Annotated in this window: 16 protein-coding genes and 1 pseudogene; 9 read left to right on the top strand and 8 right to left on the bottom strand. The window is 67.2% G+C overall.

Annotation, left to right across the window (positions count from 1 at the left end; all coding sequences use genetic code 11):
• Positions 1 to 72: 72 nt before the first annotated feature.
• Together ABT130_RS14435 and ABT130_RS14430 are read right to left on the bottom strand one after the other, a co-directional pair.
• On the bottom strand, positions 73 to 4,224 hold the full coding sequence (locus tag ABT130_RS14435) for an nSTAND1 domain-containing NTPase (protein WP_350955745.1): 4,152 nt from the start codon (positions 4,222 to 4,224) through the stop codon (positions 73 to 75).
• A gap of 126 nt (positions 4,225 to 4,350) precedes the next feature.
• Positions 4,351 to 5,499, bottom strand: a complete 1,149-nt coding sequence (locus ABT130_RS14430) for an epoxide hydrolase family protein (RefSeq protein ID WP_350955743.1) — start codon at positions 5,497 to 5,499, stop codon at positions 4,351 to 4,353.
• Positions 5,500 to 5,561: 62 nt separating this feature from the next.
• Here ABT130_RS14430 and ABT130_RS14425 point away from each other — a divergent pair, with 62 nt between their 5' ends.
• On the top strand, positions 5,562 to 6,524 hold the full coding sequence (locus tag ABT130_RS14425) for a helix-turn-helix transcriptional regulator (protein ID WP_350955741.1): 963 nt from the start codon (positions 5,562 to 5,564) through the stop codon (positions 6,522 to 6,524).
• A gap of 207 nt (positions 6,525 to 6,731) precedes the next feature.
• On the top strand, positions 6,732 to 7,127 hold the full coding sequence (locus ABT130_RS14420) for a DUF3592 domain-containing protein (protein WP_350955739.1): 396 nt from the start codon (positions 6,732 to 6,734) through the stop codon (positions 7,125 to 7,127).
• An 87-nt stretch (positions 7,128 to 7,214) separates the two neighbouring features.
• On the opposite strand, the gene ABT130_RS14415 is transcribed toward ABT130_RS14420, so the two are convergent.
• Together ABT130_RS14415 and nadE are read right to left on the bottom strand one after the other, a co-directional pair.
• Entirely contained in the window at positions 7,215 to 8,126 is a 912-nt protein-coding gene (locus ABT130_RS14415; RefSeq protein ID WP_350955737.1) for an endonuclease/exonuclease/phosphatase family protein, read from the bottom strand.
• Entirely contained in the window at positions 8,123 to 8,965 is an 843-nt protein-coding gene (nadE, locus tag ABT130_RS14410; protein WP_350955735.1) for an NAD(+) synthase, read from the bottom strand. The genes ABT130_RS14415 and nadE overlap by 4 nt, the downstream gene beginning before the upstream one ends.
• Positions 8,966 to 9,241: 276 nt before the next feature.
• On the opposite strand from nadE, the gene ABT130_RS14405 reads away from it, so the two are divergent.
• From ABT130_RS14405 to ABT130_RS14390, 4 genes and pseudogenes are all read left to right on the top strand, one after another.
• The gene (locus ABT130_RS14405; protein ID WP_350916013.1) at positions 9,242 to 10,012 is read left to right on the top strand and encodes a CAP domain-containing protein; all 771 of its coding nucleotides are present in this window, start codon (positions 9,242 to 9,244) and stop codon (positions 10,010 to 10,012) included.
• 146 nt (positions 10,013 to 10,158) lie between these two features.
• Positions 10,159 to 10,950 (top strand): neutral zinc metallopeptidase, encoded by a 792-nt coding sequence (locus ABT130_RS14400; protein WP_350916011.1) that lies wholly within the window; start codon positions 10,159 to 10,161, stop codon positions 10,948 to 10,950.
• Between the two features lie 15 nt (positions 10,951 to 10,965).
• Positions 10,966 to 11,584 (top strand): annotated as a pseudogene (locus ABT130_RS14395) (transposase); the annotation flags it as partial.
• Between the two features lie 879 nt (positions 11,585 to 12,463).
• Positions 12,464 to 12,889 (top strand): hypothetical protein, encoded by a 426-nt coding sequence (locus ABT130_RS14390; RefSeq protein WP_350916009.1) that lies wholly within the window; start codon positions 12,464 to 12,466, stop codon positions 12,887 to 12,889.
• A 1,067-nt stretch (positions 12,890 to 13,956) separates the two neighbouring features.
• Here the strand turns inward: ABT130_RS14390 and ABT130_RS14385 are convergent.
• Positions 13,957 to 14,331, bottom strand: a complete 375-nt coding sequence (locus ABT130_RS14385; protein ID WP_350955733.1) for a hypothetical protein — start codon at positions 14,329 to 14,331, stop codon at positions 13,957 to 13,959.
• A 240-nt stretch (positions 14,332 to 14,571) separates the two neighbouring features.
• Between ABT130_RS14385 and ABT130_RS14380 the strand changes: the two genes are divergently transcribed.
• On the top strand, positions 14,572 to 15,405 hold the full coding sequence (locus ABT130_RS14380) for a hypothetical protein (protein WP_350955731.1): 834 nt from the start codon (positions 14,572 to 14,574) through the stop codon (positions 15,403 to 15,405).
• A gap of 33 nt (positions 15,406 to 15,438) precedes the next feature.
• On the top strand, positions 15,439 to 16,107 hold the full coding sequence (locus tag ABT130_RS14375; protein WP_350955729.1) for a hypothetical protein: 669 nt from the start codon (positions 15,439 to 15,441) through the stop codon (positions 16,105 to 16,107).
• Between the two features lie 48 nt (positions 16,108 to 16,155).
• Here ABT130_RS14375 and ABT130_RS14370 read toward each other — a convergent pair whose 3' ends face one another.
• On the bottom strand, positions 16,156 to 17,028 hold the full coding sequence (locus ABT130_RS14370) for a TIGR03619 family F420-dependent LLM class oxidoreductase (protein ID WP_350955727.1): 873 nt from the start codon (positions 17,026 to 17,028) through the stop codon (positions 16,156 to 16,158).
• Between the two features lie 310 nt (positions 17,029 to 17,338).
• On the opposite strand from ABT130_RS14370, the gene ABT130_RS14365 reads away from it, so the two are divergent.
• A complete protein-coding gene (locus ABT130_RS14365; RefSeq protein WP_350955725.1) occupies positions 17,339 to 17,833 on the top strand; it encodes a cupin domain-containing protein in 495 nt (164 codons plus the stop codon).
• A gap of 256 nt (positions 17,834 to 18,089) precedes the next feature.
• On the opposite strand, the gene ABT130_RS14360 is transcribed toward ABT130_RS14365, so the two are convergent.
• On the bottom strand, positions 18,090 to 18,782 hold the full coding sequence (locus tag ABT130_RS14360; RefSeq protein WP_502992145.1) for a DUF8817 family protein: 693 nt from the start codon (positions 18,780 to 18,782) through the stop codon (positions 18,090 to 18,092).
• Positions 18,783 to 19,120: 338 nt separating this feature from the next.
• The gene (locus ABT130_RS14355; protein WP_350955721.1) at positions 19,121 to 19,822 is read right to left on the bottom strand and encodes a dihydrofolate reductase family protein; all 702 of its coding nucleotides are present in this window, start codon (positions 19,820 to 19,822) and stop codon (positions 19,121 to 19,123) included.
• Positions 19,823 to 20,266 lie beyond the last annotated feature (444 nt).

Genomic DNA, 20,266 nt, shown 5'->3' with positions numbered 1-20,266 from the left:
CTCCACGACCGGCTCGCACAGGCCGGCTATCGAAATCGCTCATCGGCCGTCAGCGATCACCGGCACATCGTGTCACCCACAGGCGGGCCGGTAGCTCTCGCCCGGCGCGTAAAGACCCCACTCCTCCGCCGACAGCGACCCGCCCGCCACCGAGCACGCGAACCCGAGCGGATCAGCCGGCCTTTCCACGTTCCAGAGCCGTACGCTCGCCTCACGCCCGGCGGTCACCAGCCTCCTGCCGTCCGGGCTGAAGGCGATCGAGAAGATGAAGTCGCCGTGCCCGGTCAACGGGACGCCCTGGGCCCGGCGGGTCGCCACATCCCAGAGCAGGACGGAGCGATCCCCACCGCCGCTGGCGAGGGTCCGGCCGTCCGGGCTGAAGGCCAGCGCGAAGATCTCATCGTTGTGCCCGACCAGGGCGCCGCCCGCCGGACGCCGCGTCGCCACGTCCCACAGCCGCACCGTGCCGTCATGGCTCGCCGTGGCCAGCAGCCGCCCGTCCGGGCTGAAGGCCAGCGCTCGGATCGTGCTCAGATGGGTGGAGACGAGAGTCGCCCGGAGCCGGTGCGTCGAGACGTCCCAGAACTGGACATCGGTCGCGTTCACGGTGGCCAGCATCCGGCCGTCGGGACTGAAGGCGGCGGCGAAGACGAGGTCCTTCTGCCGGGTCGGCAGCGAGGCCCGCAAGGTCCTGGTCGCCATATCCCAGAGCAGGATTTTGGTGTCGTCGCCGGTGACCAGGGTCCGGCCGTCGGGACTGAAGGCGATCGCCCGGACGTCACCGGTGTGCCCGCGTAGCGGAGCACCGAGCGGCCTGTGCTCGGCCGTGCTCCACAGCAGCACCGCGCCGTCACTCCCGGAGGCGGCCAGCGTCCTTCCGTCAGGGCTGAGGGCGACGCTCGACAGTGCGGCGCCCAGCTTTCCCGGGAAAGCTGGTCCGAGCGGCCTGCGGCTCGCGACGTCCCAGAGCCTTGCCGAGACACCGGCGGTGGCCAGCGTTCTTCCGTCGGAGCTGAAGACGGCGCTGTTGGTCTCCTCCCCGGTCTCGATGATGTCGGTGTGGCTGTGCCGCGCGTCCCAGAACAGGAGGTCGGCCCCCATCGCCCCCGCAAGGGTGCCGCCATCGGGGCTGAAGGTCACGGACTTGATGTCTCCGGCCGGGGCGGTGAGCAGGCTTCCCCTCCGCCTGCCGCTCGCCGCATCCCAGAGCTGGACCTTGTCCGGTTCGTTGGGCTCGTCCCAGCTGGTCGTGACAAGCGCGGTGCCATCGGGACTGAACTTGACCGCTTCGAGGTTTCCGGTGAATCCGTTGAGCGCGGAGCCGACCGCTCGGCCCGTCCTCGCCTCATGAACGCGGACCGGTCCCTCCAACCTGCCCACCGCCAGGTGTTCGCCGTCGGGACTGAAAGCGGCCTCGCTGCCGGCGATCACCGCGACCCTGCGCAGGTCCTTCATCCTCCAGATGGTGACCGATCCCAAGGGAGCGCCCACGACGGCCAGGTGGACACCGTCCCCGCTGAAGATGACCTCTTTGGCGAAGACACCGGCGACGGCGTCGAAACGAGTGTCGATGCTCTTTCGCTCAAGATCCCAGAACACGAGCTGAGAGGGTGTCGCCACCGCCAGTGTCCTGCCGTCACGGCTGAAGGCCAGATCAATGGCCGAACCGATGGGGATTCCCACATCCCCGAGCGATTCATGGGTCGCCATGTCGAACAGCCAGATCCCGTTCCCGATCGCCAGCGCGAGCGTCCCGCCATCGGGGCTGATCGCCAGCTCATCGACGACCGGTCCGGACAGTCCGGTGCCCGAGGGACGCCGGGTCGCGGTGTCCCAGAAGCGGACCGTACCGTCGTTGACGGCGATGACCAGGACCTTCCCGTCGGGAGCGTAGGCGAAGGCGGTGATCCTGTCCTTCTGCTCGGGCAGCTTCCCCCGGTAGGGGCGACGGTAGACGTTGAGAAGGCCGAGTTCCGTCTCCGGGATCGGGGCGGTCCGGTAGGCGGCCGCGGCGAGGCGGGCGGAGAGGGCGGGATCGGCGGCGCCGAGGAGCTCACTCTGGGAGGCGAGCAGACGGGCGGTGGCGAGGGTCTGCTCGTGCTCGGCCACCTCGGCAGCCCGGACGGCGACCAGGGTGGTCAGGGCGATCACCGCCACCAGCACGGCGGCGGTGACCGCCAGGGCTCGGCGTACCAGCACGGTCCGGCGCCTGGTGGCGTCGGCGGCGGCGAGGAACTCGGTGGCGACCTCGCCCAGCGCATGGGCCTCGGACGTCCAGCTCGGCCTGGCGGCGTGGACCGCGGCCAGCTGGGTCCCCCGGTAGAGGAAGGACGGGTCGCGGTCGCTGGACGCCCATTCCTCGGCGTCGGCGGTGAACCTGCCGTAGAGGGCGAAGCTCGACAGGTCGCCCTCCAGCCAGTCACGCAGCCGGGGCCAGGCGTGCAGGAGCACGTCATGGGCGAGCTGCGCGCTGTCGGCGTCGAGGACGACCAGACGGCGCCGGGAGAAGACCTCCAGGACACCGGCGACGTCCTGCGATGCGGTACGCGGGATCGGGCGGCGGGCGAGCACACCGTCACGGCCGACGAGGGTGAGACTCCGCAACAGGTCACGGGCCAGCTCACGTTGTGCGGGCGAGAGGCCGGCGTAGGCTTCCTCGGCGCTGGTGGCGACCGCGCGGCGCACTCCCCCGGTCTTGGCGTAGCCCCGGCTGGTAAGCCGGTCACCCTCCCGGTGCTCCCAGATCGTCAGCATGGCCTGGGAGAGCAGCGGGAGGACCCCGATGTCGTACCCGTCCGAGGGAGAGCCCAGCTCGGCGAGAATGACGTCGACCAGGCCGGGTTCGATGGTGAGCCCGGCGGCGTCCGCGGGTCCGGTGATGGCGCGCCGCAGTTCGGTGCCGCTCATCGGGCCCACGATGAACGGACCGCGCCGGAGCGCGGCGGCCAGCAGCGGATGGGCCGCGCAACGGTCGACGAAGTCGCCGCGCACCGCGAGGATCACCAGGGCGGCGGCGGGTTCGGTGATCGCGTCCAGCGCGGTGAGGAAGGCCGACCGCTCCGCGATGTCACCGCCGAGAGAGAAGATCTCCTCGAACTGGTCGATGATCAGTACCAGCCGGGCGGGGACCGGCCGGTCCTCGCGCCGGGCGTTCACCTCCAGCGCCTGCCGCACCAGCAGGTGGGCGTGCCGCGGATCGTCGGTCAGGCTCCGCAGGACCGACGGGGCGTCGAGCCCGGCCAGTCCGGCCAGCAGCGTGGCCAGCCGGGAGAGCGGGGATCGCGTCGGCTGGTCGATGACGTACAGCGGCCAGTCACGCGTCTCCTCGGACAGCTCACCACGGCCGATCGCCGGGACCAGGCCCGCGCGCAGCAGCGACGACTTGCCCGCACCCGAGGCTCCGGTCACCACGACCAGCCCCGGGCCGGTCAGCCGCTGCGACAGGGTGCTGACCAGCTCGGCGGTGATCTCCTCGCGGCCGTGGAACACCTCCGATTCGGACTCTCCGAACGGCAGCAGCCCCCGGTAGGGCGAGCCGTGCGTCCAGCGCACCGGGTAGCCGTCCACGCGGTCCGAGCGGGTCCGGCGCTCGATCACGGAGACCTGTTCCAGCAGCAGGCGGGTGTCGGTGGCCTGCCGGTACTGAAGACCGACCGCCATTTGGAGATCGGCGCTCTGCCGGTCCACCGACTCGCGGATCAGCCGCAGCCGCTCGTCCAGTTCGGCCGGCACGAACCCGAACTCGGCGAACTCGGTGCCGAGCGCGGCGAGGCCTGCCGCCAGGGCCGCCTGAAGGTCGCGGTCGCCCGACCGCACCGCCTCCTCGACCGCGACGCCGACCGCGTCGATCTCGCGAAGGACGCCCGCGATCTCCCTGCGCAGTGTCTCCGCCCGGTGGCCACCCTCCTCCAGCACCTGCTGGACGCCCCGCTCCAGTTCGGTGGCGAGGTCCTGCGGCGAGGGCCTGTCACCGAGCCGTTGGACTCCGGCCTTCACGATGTCGGTCAGCACGTTCCCGCCGACCGCCGTCACCGCGCCGACCGCCGCGCTGACCAGGGCCGCCCCACCCATGCCCGCGGTGATCAGCGGCCCGAACGCACCCGCCGCCAGCACGCCCAGCAGGACAGGCGACGACCAGCGGTGGGCTCCGCCGCCCGCGGCCCGGGCCAGCGCGGCGATCCGGGCCCGTACCCCGTCCCGCATCAGTCCCGAGGAATCCTCCACTTCCTCAATGTCACCCGGGGACCGCCAGGAAAGCCCACATCTCCATCGATCGCGATCGATCCGTGACGTCCACCCCGAAGACCCGATATTTCCGGCCTGGAGGTTGGGCCACCGCCACGCCTCCGGCTACCGCGGTCGTACTGTCCGGAAGAACTGCCGGATGTCCGAGACCAGCAGGTCCGGGGCCTGGAGTGAGGCGAAGTGGCCGCCGCGGGAGTGCCGCGACCAGTGGGTGATCGTGTTCGACAACTCCGCCAGCCCGCGGATCGCCCGGTCTCCGGGGAAGTTCGCCACACCCGTCGGGACCGGTGCGGGCTCGGGACGTGGGCCCCACGACTCCGGTCCGGCCTCACGGTAGAGCCGAGCGGCCGATCCCGCGGTCGCGGTCAGCCAGAAGATCGTGACGTTGGTCAGGATGACGTCGCGGTCGACGGGGGTCTGCTCGGTCCGGGCGGGGTCCCAGTCCACGAACCATTCCAGGTTCCACGCGAGCTGACCGGCCGGGGAGTCGTTGAGCGCGTACGCCAGGGTCTGCGGTCGGTTGGCCATCTGGGTGGCGTAGCCGGAGCGGCCGTACCACCACCGCTGGTTCTGCCCGGCCTGCTCCCGGTCCGCCGCGGAGAGCGCGTCCAGCTCGCTGGGATCGACCGCTGTCGCGGCGTTGGCCAGCGCGTTGACATGGACGCCGATGACGTGCTCCCGATCCGCCCGGCCGATCGCCGGGGAGATGATGCTGCCGTAGTCGCCGCCCTGGGTGCCGTAGCGGTGGTATCCCAGCCGTCGCATCAGCTCGGCCCAGGCCCGCGCGGTGCGGTTGATCCCCCAGCCGGTCTCCCGCGTCGGCCCGGAGAACGCGAAACCCGGCAGTGACGGGACCACGACGTGGAAGGCGTCCGCCGGGTCCCCGCCGTGTGACCGCGGGTCGGTCAGCGGCCCGAGAATGTCCAGGAAGTCGTACACCGTGCTCGGCCACCCGTGAGTGATGATCAGCGGGGTGGCGTCCGGCTCGGGCGAGCGTACGTGCAGGAAATGGATGTTCTGCCCGTCGATCTCCGTGGTGAACTGCGGGACCTTGTTGAGGCGGGCCTCGTGCTCCCGCCAGTCGTAGCCGGTACGCCAGTGCTCGACCAGCTCGATGAGGTGGTCCTTGTTCACCCCGTAGGACCAGCCGACGCCGGGCAGTTCGTCCGGCCAGCGGGTACGGGCCAGCCGGTCCCGCAGGTCGTCGAGTTCTGCCTGCGGGATATCGATGCGGAAGGGCGTTTCTGTGCTCATGCCGCCCACCCTCCGCCCTGTATAGGACAGCTCCGTTCCTACACAGGGGCGATAGTGGACGAATGTTGGAAACACCCGCCCGACTGCTGCGGCTGCTGTCGCTGCTGCAGACGCATCGCGACTGGTCCGGCACGGAACTCGCCGAGCGGCTGGGAGTCACCACCAGGACGGTACGGCGCGATGTCGACAGGCTCCGTGAGCTGGGGTATTCGATCCACGCCTCGATGGGACCGGTCGGCGGTTACCGGCTTGGAGCCGGCGCCTCGCTGCCCCCGCTGTTGCTGGACGACGAGGAGGCGGTGGCGGTCACGGTCGGGCTGCACAGTGTGGCGGGGATCGAGGAGGCTTCGCTGCGCGCCCTGACCAAGGTCGAGCAGATGCTGCCGTCCCGGTTGCGGCACCGGGTCACCGCGCTGAGAAGCGCGGTGGTCGCGATGCCGTCCAAGGGCGGGCCCACCGTGCAGGCGGCGGTGCTCACCGCGATCTCGGCCGCGATCCGAGCCGCCGAGGTGCTGCGTTTCGACTACGTCAGCCACCACGGGGCCGAGTCCCGCCGCGACGTCGAGCCACATCGCCTCGTCTGCTGGGGGCGGAAGTGGTACCTGGTCGGCTGGGACGTCGAACGGAAGGACTGGCGCACCTTCCGGGTCGACCGGATATCCCTGCGAACGCCCAACGGTCCCCGGTTCGCCCACCGTGAACCACCCGACGGTGACGTGGCGGCCTACCTGTGCAGAACGATGGGCTTCGAGATGTGGCCGCTCCGCGCCCGGTTGCGGGTGCACGCCCCCGCACCGGACATCGCCGGACGCGTCAGCGGAATCGTGACTCCCCTCGACGACCACACCTGCCTGCTGGAAATCGCCTCGGACTCGTTCGACCTCGTCGTGTTCACGGTGGGCATGCTCGACGTCGACTTCGAGGTCGAGTCACCCCCGGAACTCGCCCGGCACCTCCGCAAACTGTCCACCCGCCTCGCCAACGCGTCCGTGACACCACCACACCGCCGCGTGGACGACCGCTGAACGGACCGTTCGGGTGCGCGGTCGGCGGTTCTCGTCGACAGCGGTCACTCGCGGCCGGGGCGTCCCAATGATCTACAAGTCGTTCTCCAGTGTCGGCCTCTAGCCTCATCCGCGGTCCTCCTGAGCCGGAGCGGCTCGGCGCGGTGCGGGCCCTCGAACGGGATTGCCACGGCGGCCCTTGAACGAGATGAGAAGGAGGCGGTGGACATGAGCATCGTGCCATTGTTTGGAATCGTGGTCGGAGCGGTGTCCGTCGGGACCAGCATCCGGGTGATGACCGTCGGGCAGTGGCTGCGGCGGCACGGGGTGCGGGTGCCGGGCGTCGTCGTGGGACTGCGCAGAGGCAACCGCGTGTACTATCCCACGCTGCGGTTCCAGACGGTGCAGGGCTTCGTGGTGGAGACCGAGTCGGATCTGGGCTCCAACCCGTCGCCGGTCCGTCCGGGTCAGCAGGTCATGGTGCTCTACGACCCCGAGCGGCCCCAGCGCGCCCGTGTGGACAGTGTGGGCGGCAGGGGCGTGCTCCACGGCGTGCTGTTCCTGACCGTCGGGGCGGTCATCCTGGTGGTCTCCCTGGTCGCCGCGGTCAGCTCCTGGTTGTGAGGACGGAGGGCGGACTCGCGCGGCCGCCGGGTCCCGTCCCCGTTCGTAAGCCGAAGGCCCGGCCGGGCCTTCGCCGTACGCAGGGGGTCAGCCGAGCTTGGCCCTGACGTAAATGGGCTTGTGGTCGGAGGAGGCGGCACCCTGCGCCACATGACACCGGGTCACGCTTCCCCTGGGGGCGAAGAGGTAGTCGAGCTTGCGCTTCGAGACGCCGCCGTCCTCGCGGACGTGCTTCTCGGTCCACCGTCCGTCGCGGTCGCCGTTCTGGTCGCACTCGGCGTAGGCCGCGTAGACGGGCGCCAGGATGCGTCTCTTCACGGCGGTGCTCTGCCCGCTGTCCGGCGGGGCCAGGTTGAGGTCCCCGCCGAAGACGGCACGGTAGCCGGGCTTGGCCGCCGCCGCCAGCAACTCCTCGACCTGCCTCTTCCGGAAGGGCGCGTCGGGCTCCCTGTCGTCGTAGGACAGGCCGGCGCTGAGGTGGGTGCCGCAGACGTTGACCCTCCTGGCCGGGATCGCGGCGCAGAGCGCCATGCGCTTGACGTACCACGGCGGGGAGGTCAGCCCGTGGTCCTGGAAGGTGGCCGCGTGGTCGGCGACCGCGACGGTGACGGCGATATCGCCCCGCGGGTGTCCCTGCCGGTCAGGGGCGCAGACCTTCGGCGAGCCGTCCTTCCAGGTGAGGATCGACGAGCGCACCGTCCAGGCACGCCCGGTCTGCTGCTCCAGCAGGCTCTCCAGCGTGGCCGTCCCACCCGAGCAGAACTCCTGCAGGAAGATCACATCCGGCTTGATCGGCTGGGTGGTCGCGTACCAGCCGACCTTCGCGGCCACCTCCCGCATGTTCCTGCCGTAGAGGAAGCAGCCGGCGTTGGTACCCGCGCAGACGTTCCAGCTCATCACCGAGATGGCGGAGGACGACGTCCGGGCCTGGGCCTGCCCGCCGAGGAGAGGAACCGTCACGACCACCAGGGCGGCCGCCATCAGCTCCCGTGGGATCAACGCCGCCACCAGTCGTCGAGTGGGGTGACTGGAACGGCCCGCTTGTGCCGGGTCGCGAGGTATACCGACTCCACCTTCGCCGCCAGGTCCGGCGTGACGTCGGCACCTTCCAGATAGTCGTCGATCTGGGTGTACTTCAGACCGAGTGCCACCTCGTCGGGCAGCGCGGGCCGGTCGTCCTCGAGGTCGGCGGTCGGCACCTTCTCCCAGACACTCGGTGGTGCGCCCAACTCCTGCAGCAGGGCGGCGCCTTGGCGCTTGGTCAGTCCGGTCAGCGGGGTGATGTCGACACCGCCGTCGCCGTACTTGGTGAAGAAGCCGGTCACCGCCTCGGCCGCGTGGTCGGTGCCCACGACGAGCAGGCCCAGCTGCCCGGCGATCGAGTACTGGACCACCATGCGTTCGCGGGCCTTGATGTTGCCGCGCACGAAGTCCCGCAGCTTGGGCTCATCGCCCAGCAGCTCCAACAATCCGAGCGCCGCCTCGGCGGCGACGGCGTCCGCGCTCGGCTTGACGTTCACCGTGATCGACCGGTCGGGCTGGATGAACTCCAGCGCGATCTGCGCGTCGTGCTCGTCGGCCTGCACGCCGTAGGGCAGCCGCACCGCGACGAAGGTGGCCTCATGCCCTTCGGCACGCAGTTCCTCGCTGGCGAGCTGACACAACCTGCCGGTCAGCGTGCTGTCCTGGCCGCCACTGATCCCGAGCACGTAGCCCTTGGCCGGGGTCGACCGCAGGTAGTTCTTGAGGAAGTCGACCCGTTGCCGGATTTCGACTTTGGGGACAATGGTCGCCTTGACGCCGAGTTCGGTGAGAATCTGCTCCCGTAGGTTCGCCACCCACGTACTGTACTGGCCGGAATCGCCCCGACGGCGATGTTCGATGTCATGCGTACCCTTTCGCCCTGCTGATGGCCGGCGTACCCGCGAGTGTGTCGCTCACCGGTACGGAGAGGGCGGGCTCGAACGGACCCGCCCCGGCCGCTTCGCCCCACAGCAGGAGGAGTGCGACCCCGAAACACCACCAAATGGGCCGAAGGGTCTTTAAGGGCATCGCAAGGCATTTGTAAGTTTCCCGACTTATCACTGAGGGACACCGACGCCGAGGAGTCCCCCATGAGCAGCCTCCTACACCTCTCCCGCAAGCAGCCGCGACCCGATAACGTGTCACACCGCCGGCAGGCAGCCGTCGCCGTGACCGGCACCCTCCTGCTGAGCCTGACCGGCGCCGTTTCACTGGCACAGCCGGCAGCCGCCGCGTCCGCCCCGTTGAAAGGCGCCGGAGCCTGCGCGAACATCGACGTCGTCTACCGGCCCCAGTCCGCGTTCCCCGACACCAGCCGGGGACGTTACGACTTCAGGGCGCAGGCGACCACCATCGAGACAGCGGTTCTGTGCCTCGTCAACGCCGAACGGACCGGCCTGAAGCCGCTGCAGAGATACCTCTCGCTGGGCAAGAACGGTGCCCCCACACTCGGCGCCGCCGCGGCCAGGCACGCCGCGGACGCCGTCAGACTGCGCTGGTGGGGAAAGGTGGAGCCGGGTAAGAGCTGCCGCCCCGTGCAGGGCAACCCCGGCCAGTGCGACCCGCACATCAACCCGCAGACCGGCTCGACCCCGCTGAGCCGCGCCCAGGCGGTGGGCTACGGTCGCCGCTGCGCCTCGTTCTCCGTCGGCGAGAACACCTACGCGGGGTGGGGAGCCTCTTCTGTCACGCCGCGGGCGGCTGTCACATGGTGGATGAACAGCAAGCCACACCGCGACACCATCCTCAACCCGGCTTACACCGAGCTGTACACCAAAGCGGTCTGGGGAAGCGCGGACCCGGCCGCCGGGTCCATCACCCCGGCCGCGACCTACGTGCAGATGTTCGGTCGCTGCGGCTGACGCCGTCCTGCATGCCGAGCCACCCGGCGACGAGCTTTGAGAGTCCGCAGCCACGGTGCGGCCGGCCGACGACGTACGGCCCGGAAAGAGGCCATCGCCGTACGTGGAGATCATTTTGTTAGGAGGCCTCGGTAGGGTTCGCGGCCATGCGTACCTTTTTCACCCTGCTGATGGCCGGCGTACTCGCGAGCATGCCGCTCACCGGTACGGCGAGCGCGGAATCGAACGGCCCCGTCCCGGCCGGCACCGCCGCCTTCGCCAAAAACCCGATCTACAAGACCGGCAAGCTGAAGACCCGGATCTGCGAGGAACCGACCGTCAGGGGCGGTGATCTCGACTCCGTCGAGATCTATGCCGACACCATGTCCGCATGCCTGGACAGGGCATGGGAGGCGCAGCTGAAAAAGGCCGGTATCGCGTACGGCAAGCCGAAGGTCAAGGTCGGGTACGGCTCTCGCATCAAGACCGCCTGTGGCACATACCGTCCGGGCGACACGTTCAGCCTCTACTGCCAGAAGAACAGCACCATTTATCTGATGGTCACCGACTACGGCGTGCTGGGCGAAATCGACGACCCGCGGATGCTCGAAAGCCTCGCCATCGGATACGGCTATCACGTCCAGCGACTGGTCGGCGTCCTCGCTCAGGAGAGCCGCGCCGCCAAGAAGCTGTCCAAGGCCGGAGCCCTCGCCCTGAGCGCCAAGATCTCGTTGCAGAACATCTGCCTCGCCGGCGCCTTCATCGGGAGCGTCTGGGACTCCCTGGGCCACACCAAGGTGCACGGATACGACTTCATCATCGACCGGCACCGCATCGAAAGCAGCATCGCGGGCAACGGCACGACCAAGAACCGGCTCTACTGGCAGAGACGTGGTTTCGAAACCCGGTCTCCCGGCGCCTGCAACACCTTCACGGCCCCGGCCGCAAGGGTGGCCTGACCTGTACGGCTGCTTCCTCACGCTGTGTTGGTGATCGACGACAGCGGCGACCGCAAAGACGGGCACGCCACTGATCATGTGTCCCGTCAGCGGCTGGGCCGACTGGGCAAGACCGACAACGGCATCGTCACCGTCACCACGCTGTGGGCCGATGAGCGGCTGTATGTTCCGTTGCACGCCCAGCCGTACACGGCGGCCTGCCGCCTGCCCGCACCCACCGGCCGACCTGGCGGCACTCGTACGGATCTACGCGTTGCGCTCCTGGATCGAGCAAGGCTACAAGCAGGTCAAAGACGAACTCGGCTGGGCCGATTTCCAGATCCGTTCCTCCTTGGCGATCCGCCGTCACCAGACGCTGGTGATGGCCGCGTTCTGCTTTTGCCGGCACGCCTGGTTGGCCGGAAGCGGCCCGCCCGGTGGCACCGTGGGTCCGGGCGGCGAACCACCGCCTCTGTCGAGTGAGAACCATTCCAATGGCGGCCAGACCGTCGAGGATCGGGGGGAAAATCAGCTCCGATACCCAGCTCAGGCCGTCTTGGCCGTCAGCGCTGCGCCACGTGCGCGGGTGGCTCACCCCTTGGATACGGCTCCAGCGTTACTGGCGTGCCTGGTCCAACGCGCCCCCGCCCCCTGAACTCCAGCGCCTACTCACCGCCGTCGGAGCCGGACACGCTCTCAACCTCTACGCCCGGATTTAACAAACCACCGGTAGCGCCACTCATGGAGAGCGAACCGGTAACTCACGTGCAATCGTCGAGCCTACAAAGGAGCGCTTCCTGCAAAAGTATGAGGAACGCGGTTCACCCTTAGTCGCGACAAGACTACACGTAATTCCTTGAGTCAAGGCCTTGCAAAAGATGATCGCCTATAGAGATAGTAAAGGCCGATCCGCCAGGATCGATCCACGAGTGGGCACCTTTGCCCAAGTAATCCCACCCGTGGACCACTTTCTCCTACCCTCGAGAGGATACTCTCTTGCGTGTCATGCTGGCTACTGCTACTGCCGCATTTTCGCTCGCAGCGCTCAGCTTCGGAGTCATCCCCGCGTCAGCTGCTAGCGCAGCCTCTCCCACTCAGCCAGCCCCTTCGGGCGACCCCGTTCGCCCCCTTGGGGCCTGCGGCCAGACCTTTAGTCCCAGCGTCCCCGGAGGAAAGGCCTTCTGGAGGCTGAGCTGCAGCAGGGGAAGCATTACTGTCACCGGCTGGGTCGAGGACACCGACGCAGACACCCAGTGCGCCCAGGTTAAGGCCCACTTCCCTGGTGGAATCTGGGAGTACAGCCGCAACGCCTGCCCCGAAGGGGAGCGGGAGACATTCAGCTGGACCCATCCCGGAGATATCGCTGACGTCTACCTGTTCACGCACGCCGCCTGAAATCCTGAGAGCTAGTGATTTAGCGGCCCACCCAGCACCAGTTTCTATACAAATCGACCTAGGGCTCTCCTAGTCATTAGAAAACGAATGCTGGGCGCGTCACAGTCAGGACCCGTCAAAGCCTCTCGAACGGATGGACATGAACCTAAAGAAGTACGTGAGACTTGTAGCTCAGGTAGCGGCAGCAACCGCGGTAGGAGCTGTGGGCTTCATCGCCGCGCCCGCCGTCGCAGCCGCCAACAGCCCGACAGACATCTACGCCACCTTCTACGACCTGGGCGACGTGCCCCTCCGGTACGGCACTGCCACCCAATACGGAAAGGCTCACATCGAGGCTGGCCACAAGGCGCAAGTCACCCGGGTTGGGTGGGATAACATGATCCTCGATATAGAACACACCTTCCATGACGGGACATGCGGGAAGCCCAACAACGGGAAGATTACCTGCAACGTGAGCGGCGGTCTCCACGGCGGCTATAGCAGCATGAGGGTTGTCTACACCGAGAGTGCGAATGGCATGCCCGACGGACGCCCGAAGGGCATCATCACTGCCTTCTACCCCTAAGGTAGAAGGATGAGCCCGTTCGATCAGTACATCGATGAATTCTGCCGTGTCGCGCGACGGCAGCTGGAGGACGACCTGGAGAGTTTCAGATATGGATCTCTTCTAGACCTCTCTACATCGGTGGACAGCGTCGGGCTCTGGGCTACGGCCACCGTCTCCCTGGCGGGCCATAACGAGCCCTGGGAGTTCCATCGACTGATTCTCCGACGCACGGAATTCGCCAGCAATGGAATCCCAGGGCATGGTGAAATCGAAGCAACTATTTTCACCACCCTCCTCGCTGAAGTGCTCGCGGTCAGTCCTTGGCCTCCGTCTGATTCCGTCCCGCTGGACTCGGCCACGCTTTCGTCTCCTCCGGGCTCGGTCGAGGCGTGGCCAGGTGGGCCGCACCTTAGGTCTCTCGACCCTGATAGCCTCCGCGGTCGATACCTTGAATACATTAGAGAGCTACATTCGGCAACTTGGCCGCGGTTGTATGAAGCGATTGCCCGGGATCCTTGGATCGGTCTCAAGCCTGAATTTTCGGAAGACTCTGCTGGGGTTTGGCTTAGTATGTCAATGCGTCGGCAAGGTGCCGGGGCCCGAAAGCAGTGGACCTATCGAGAACTTGTCATCGGTCCAGAGGGTCCCGCTGAGGCAGCGGACGTCGTAGGTGGCCGTTATGCCGATCGGGCCATCATCGACTTCGAGCATCAAGAACCGTTCCTGTCCTAATACTCCAGCCGCATTTAGTAATCTATGAGGCGTCGCTGGCGTTGGTAGTGGCAGCGGCGGGCACGGGCTTGGTGGCGTCGCCGCCATCGTGACCAGCGGATCCGGTGTTCGATGGAGTGCTGGGGTTGGTGAAGATGGGCGTGCAGGCGGCGGATCTCGTTGACGGTGAGTGGAATCAGCTCGCCAGGTTTGTCGCTTTTCGCGCTGTCACAGTGTGATCGTCCCTGCGGGTCGGGCCCCTGTGTGGCGAGGCCCTGCTGGTCCTCGCCCTGCACGCACGCGGGCCTGGTGGGCGGGCCGGCGGCGAGAAAGGCGAGGTGAGCGTGGGCGACCATCGCCAGGGTGACGTGCCGCTACCAGGCGATGTACTTGCGGACCTGGTAGTGGTCCAAGCCGACCTCGTTCTTGGTCGTCTGGAACACCTCTTCGATGCTCCACCGCGATCCGGCCACCCGCACCAGCTCGGGCAAGCCAACCGGGCGGGTGGCCCAGCAGCGGTAGAAAGCCAGTTCGGAGGGGTCGAAGATCGAGCGGCGGGCCAGCATCCACTCGGTGCCGTTCAGCGGGATCCACGCCCAGTCATAGAATCGGCGGCCCTTGGCGCCCTCACCGCAGGAGTACCGCTGCCACCCTTCGGCTCCGAGGGCGGCGAAGGCCTCGTCGGCGCGGGTTTTGACGCCCGCCAGGACCAGCGGGTGGTCGCAGGAGACGGCAAGGACGTAGTTCAAGCCCCGGCTCTGGCAGCGGGCGCGAAGCAGGATGTTGTCGCCGTACCGGCGGTTTGTTAAATCCGGGCGTAGAGGTTGAGAGCGTGTCCGGCTCCGACGGCGGTGAGTAGGCGCTGGAGGTAGCAGACGTCTAGACAGAGCCACAGCTCACCGGATGTAATGCGGGCGGCACTTTCAGCGATGTCGCGGCAGGGACACACGAGAGACTCCATCCACAGGCCCCTCTGACGAGAGCAGCGCATGTCGAAATCAAAGAGGAAGAGTGCTGCTCGCCCGAATGTGCAACAAATCCGCCAGGACACTCCGCCCGACGACCCGCCACCGAAAAGTCTGGGCGAGAAACTACTTTCCGGCCCTCGTTTCATTCTTGCCACCGCACTGACCGTGGCGATCGGCGCAGCCATTCCCAAGATAGTAGAGATATCCTCGGAGCGGCTTCTCCCTGATATCCATGCGGTGGCCAAAGAGGATGAGACCGGCATCAACGACTGGTCTCAGGTGACCGCGGACGCCATTGACTTCAAGACGGCACGACAGCTGTCCGATGGCGGCGAACTCTTCAACGACTCCGCCGTCAAAGCGCGTCTGGTCAAGGCCAACCTTCAGGGGGCGAAGCTGATCATCGAAGGGTCTCGAACGGAGGCCGTCAGAATTGTAGGCATACGGGCCAGGGTCCTGAAGGTTACCCCCGTCATATCAGGAACATTATTCCGATACGGCCCCCAAGGAGAAGAAAAGAGCTTGAAGGTGGGCTTCGACCTGAAGTCGCCGAATCCTATCGCACGGGAAGTGCTGGACTCACTCTCGCCAACCGTCAAACTCGGCGCATATTACTTCGCCTCACAGAGCGAACTGCTCAAGAAGGGCGAATCCAAGGTGTTCGAGATAACCACCATCGCAGGACCGCATACGTATGAGTGGGATATCCAGATAGACCTGGCAGCGCAAGGAAGAACGTGGTCGATATATCGCCCGGACAAACCTTTTCGCGTTTCAGGACTGTCCGGGAAGTACGTTCACCAGTACGACTTCACGCTGGGGCCCAATCGCTGGGATCGTATCAAAAGTAAGTGAGGCGGGGATGTGCGGGTAAGCACCGGCCTTCGCATGGCCATACTTGCGGTTTCAGGACTGATCTCCTTCGCCCTGTCGCAGTACGTGCTGCGCGAAGCGGCGCCGGAAATCATGGAGGACGGCACGGGCGTCAACATACACTCGAAAGCCGAACTGCTCCAACTGCTCCCCGGACTGGGAGACATCGCCGGACTGTCCGGAGCGTCGGACGAAAGGTGGATGGATGGTTTTGGTCACGTAAACCTCTACGACTGTCTTCCGAACCTGAACGAACGTACCGTCGACATCGCTCCGCCGTACATCGAGGCGGAATTCACAATGGAGAACAGAGGCTTGGTGTCCATTGCATTTGGTCGTATCGCACCAGCCGACGTCAAAAAGGCTCAGGACTCGCTCCATGAGCCGAAAGAGCTCTGCTCCGAAAAGGGTTCAAGATACGGAGAGTACGGATCCGACGGTCTTTGGACGTTCACCCGGCATGCTATCTCACCTTTGGGCGACACCTCACTCGCATACAAATACAACCATAAACCGGACTCGCCGGAGTACAGAAGCAGTGAGGGGCAGGTGGTGTACACGATCTCAAACGGCTGGGGCCTGACCGCCGTCACCGACGAGGCATCCGGTGCGGCATTGAATTTGCTGCTGCCCCGGATACTGGCTCGCCTGGACGGGGCGGTTGGCACGAAGTTCCTGCGATGAGCCTGTCTCTTGGGGCGCCCGATGACGGCTCCGGTCGAAGAACAGGCCCTAGCTTGGGAGGTGTTCGAGGAGAGCGAACCGCTGGGCGAATGCGGACATCTCCTCGCGCTGCCGGTCGGATTCGGTGGCGGTGGCACTCACGACGATGCGGGTCACGCCTTGAGCGGCGAATTCCTCCACCTGATCGACGGTCATGTCGATCGGCCCCGATCGCGTGTACTCCAGCGTTTCCGGGTTGCGGCCGGCTTCGATGGCGGTCGATCGGGCGAGGTCCATCTGGATGGCACGCTCGTTCGGATCGAGCGCGCCGCCGGGGAAGTAGCCGTCGCCGCGTCGACCAGCGCGGCGTGCGGCCGCCCGGCTCGATCCGCCGATGTGGATCGGCAGGTGGGTGACCCCGTAGGGCTTTGGGAACTGGCACAGGTCATCGAAGGTGAAGAACTCCCCGTCGAAGCTGACACCGTCCTGGCCGCCGGCCCAGAGCAGCCGCATCACGTCGATCGCCTCGTCGGCACGACGGCCGCGGGTGCTGAAGTCGACCCCCACCGCCCGCGCCTCACCGGGCAGGGCACCGAGCCCCGCGGTCAGCAACCGCATCCGCCCCTTGGACAGCACGTCGATGGTCGCCAGACGCTTGGCGAGGACCACCGGATGGTGGTACGGCAGCAGCAGCACCCCCGTCCCGAGCAGGATCCGGTGGGTAGCCGCGGCGACGAAGCTCAAGCAGTCGAGCGGATCGAAGTAAGGCAGCGACGGCGGGAGCTCGAAGCGGCCGACCATCGCACCGGGGTACAGCGCGATGTGCTCGGGAACATACAGCGACTCGAAGCCGCAGTCCTCGGCATGCTGGGCGTAGGCCACGATCTTGTCGGGGTCGATGCCGTGGTAGGGCGTGCTGTAGCTGATTCCGAACTTCATCATCACTCCTCCGGTCGGCCGGCGCGATGAACGGCCGGTCGCCTGCCATGCCGGCTGGCGACCACCGACATCCGGTTGTCGCAGCCAAGCTAGAACCCTGTCACTGGCGTCAAGGCAACCCGCGCCCGGCCGCGACTGCGGAAAGCGGACGACACCGCCCAGGAGCAGCCGGGGCTGTGGTGGTCGTGACCTCCGCTCGCGCCAGGATTGGCCCAATGGAGCAGGCAAGAATTAGATCTTTGATGGGCCGCTGCGACTTCGTAGGATCATGCGGTCAGTCGCAAATGATCTATCGCTCGGGGTGAGCACACCGATGTCCTATCCGCCACCGCAGTACTTCGCCGATCATGGTGCCGCCGGCGCGGTCTACCGGCCTGCCGACACGCGGCCGGACCTCACGATCGGGGTCAAGTCCCAGGTCGGCTATCTCGCGACCGGAGCGACGACCGCGGGCCAGTTCGGTCTGTACCGCTGGGACATGGCGGCGATCCCGAACGGCCCCGGCACCCATTTCCACCGGACCATCTCCGAGTCGTTTTTCATCCTGGAGGGCACCGTCTCGCTGTACAACGGGGAACGGTGGCTGGACAGCACACCAGGCGACTTCCTGTATGTGCCGCCGGGCGGGGTGCACGCCTTCAGCAACAACTCGGGCGCACCCGCGTCGATGCTGGTGCTGTTCGCACCGGGAGCGCCCCGGGAGGCGTATTTCGAGGAACTCGCCGAGATCGTCGCCTCCGGCCGACAGCTCACGCAGCAGGAATGGACCGAGCTGTATGCCCGCCACGACCAGTACGACGCGCTGTGACTGGCCGCATGTGACCATCTGGCCGCCGAACGGGAGGATCCGCCTTTCCCGGGAGGTCTCGAAGCAGGGCTGACGCTGTTCACCAGGGTCTCACCGTCGCGCAGGGCGGCGATCGATGCGGGGCTCCGGGTCGAGGAGCTCGACGGCCGCCCGCCACACCTGGACGAACTCCTTCTCCCCAGGTTGGAGAAGCCGGTCGCGTGTCTGCCCGCGTGCCCTCTGTCATCGTGGCGGCCTGTGGGTAGTCCGGTGTTCCTCAGGGAAGCCACTCCCGCAGTCCGGGGAGATGCCCGAGTTCCGACTCGATGCGCCGCCGGTCGTCGGTGCTGAGCTCCAGACCGCGCAGGTCGGCGGCCCACGGATCGGTGGGCTCGCCGAGGATCACGGCCAGGTCGATGAGGTGGCACAGGGCGATGCCCCGCTCGACCACCGGAGCGGCCGCGCCGTGCCTGCGCACCGCGGACTTGAGCGCACGGAAAGCCTGCAGATCATCGTTCTTGAACTCGCGCAGGATCCGGACGTTGTCGAGCGCCCTGGCCAGGCCCGTCAGCTCCTTCGAGCCGCCGTACTCCACTTCGACCGGCTCGTCGCGCTGGATGAATATGATCGAGTTCCCGGACGGATCCATCAGCGTGAACCGGGACGCGCCCGGCCGGTAGCGGGTGATCCGCGGAAGGCCGGAACTCAGCACCTTTCCGTAGACCCGGCGCATCGCCCCGACGAACGCCGCGTGGTACGGCGCCACGGCGTCGACCATGACCAGGCAACCTCCGGACTCCTCCCGGGCCGGATCCAGCCCCTTGGGCGCCGGGCCGAAGTGCAGTTGGAATCCGCTCAACCGCAGCGCCAGATAGACATAGGGCTTGCTCTGTTTGTAGGTGGCTTCGAACCCCAGCGCCTCATAGAACGCCAAGGTATTCTCCACCGACGCGCACGGCATCAACGGCACCGTCGTCTCGTTCGGCCGAATCGCAGTCTCACTCACGTCATTCCGCCTTCCAGGTCGCCCGACGAGGCTTGCACCCTTCAGCGAAACTCGCACATGGATCGTTCCCAGCCGGTGTGCGCCAGCCCCGAAGCCCGCCTGAGACATCACCTTCGGGGCTCATCGCGCGGCCCGGACCGGTGGAGCGCCGGGCCGGGTCACCGGTGGGAATCCCCAGCCTGGGAACGGGCCTGCCGGTCGACCCGACCTCCGCCCCCGTGGTGGAGGTCGGGTGACTCTCGTACAGAAATCCCGCTACTCGCGGGTGCACGCCAGAAAGACGTGCCGGCCGATTCGGAGGGCTACGAGACGTTCACTCCGCTGCCGCTACCGCGGTCGTCGAGGACGAGGGCGGCCCGTCCGTTGACGGTGTAGCGAATGTGCGTGACCTCGGGGGTGTGGATCACTCTGGTGGGCGTGAGCTCGATCGCCTCCTTCTCGGCGAGGTCGAGGCCGGCGTCGAGCAGGCGCATCCCCGTGCCGAGTACGGCCGGGACGATATGCAGTTCCAGCTCGTCCAGCAGCCCGGCCCGGAGCACCTGGCGCAGCAGGCTCCCCCCTCCGGCGACCGCCACGTTCTTGCCCCCCGCGGCGGCGCGTGCCTGCTCCACGGCGCTGGCGATGCCGTCGGTCACGTAGGTGAAGCTCGTCCCGCCCTGACGCACCAGGGTCTCGCGGGGGCGGTGGGTCACCACGAACACCGGCGCGCGAAACGGCGGCTCGTCACCCCAGGGAACCTCGCCTCCGTCCGCCATGTTCCGCCCCATGACGTAGGCCCCGGCGGCCTCGAACGACTCGGCGATGATGTCGGAGCTGACGTCCCGCTCGCCGCCCGCGAAGCCCTGCCGCTCACGCCAGGCCATGGCGTCGGTCGCCCACCGGGTGACCCGGTAGAAGCCCGCGGCCTCCGCCGACTCCAGCCAGTCCCTCGCCTCGCCGCTGTGCCGCGGACCGGCGTAGTGGCCGTCGAGTGACACCGACATCTGTGCCGTCACCTTTGTCATGTCGCTTCGCTCCTGTTCCGGCGGCCCCTGGATGGGACCCGCTCGGTAGAGAGTCGGAGCCACGGACCGGATTTCTACCTGCCCGCGCCGACATCTTGCCGCCGTTCGAACCCCGCCGCCGGATCGAGCCCGGTGGCCACGTGACCCCGCCCTCGCCGTACAGCCGACCGGACGAGGTGGGCGACCCGGGCGACAGACCGGCATCCCTGCCGTCGACGTACTCGTGCAACAGCACGATCCACCTCCACCTCGCCGCTCCAGCGCAGGCCGGGCGGCAGTACGGCGCCGGCTCGTGGTTCCCGCGTGTACAGGGTCGCAACCGGGCCGGCAGCAGAAACCCATTCCGCAGACGCTTACCGCTTGACTTGCAGAAACAGGATCATGCGGAGATCAACTCGTACACCACTTCGCTGGACGTGACCCAGTCGCTGTTCGTCCGCCTGA

The organism is Streptosporangium sp. NPDC001681, from assembly GCF_040298085.1.
Taxonomy (GTDB): domain Bacteria; phylum Actinomycetota; class Actinomycetes; order Streptosporangiales; family Streptosporangiaceae; genus Streptosporangium.
Note: the sequence above shows the minus strand (reverse complement) of the source record. Positions and strands in the feature narration are given on the sequence as shown.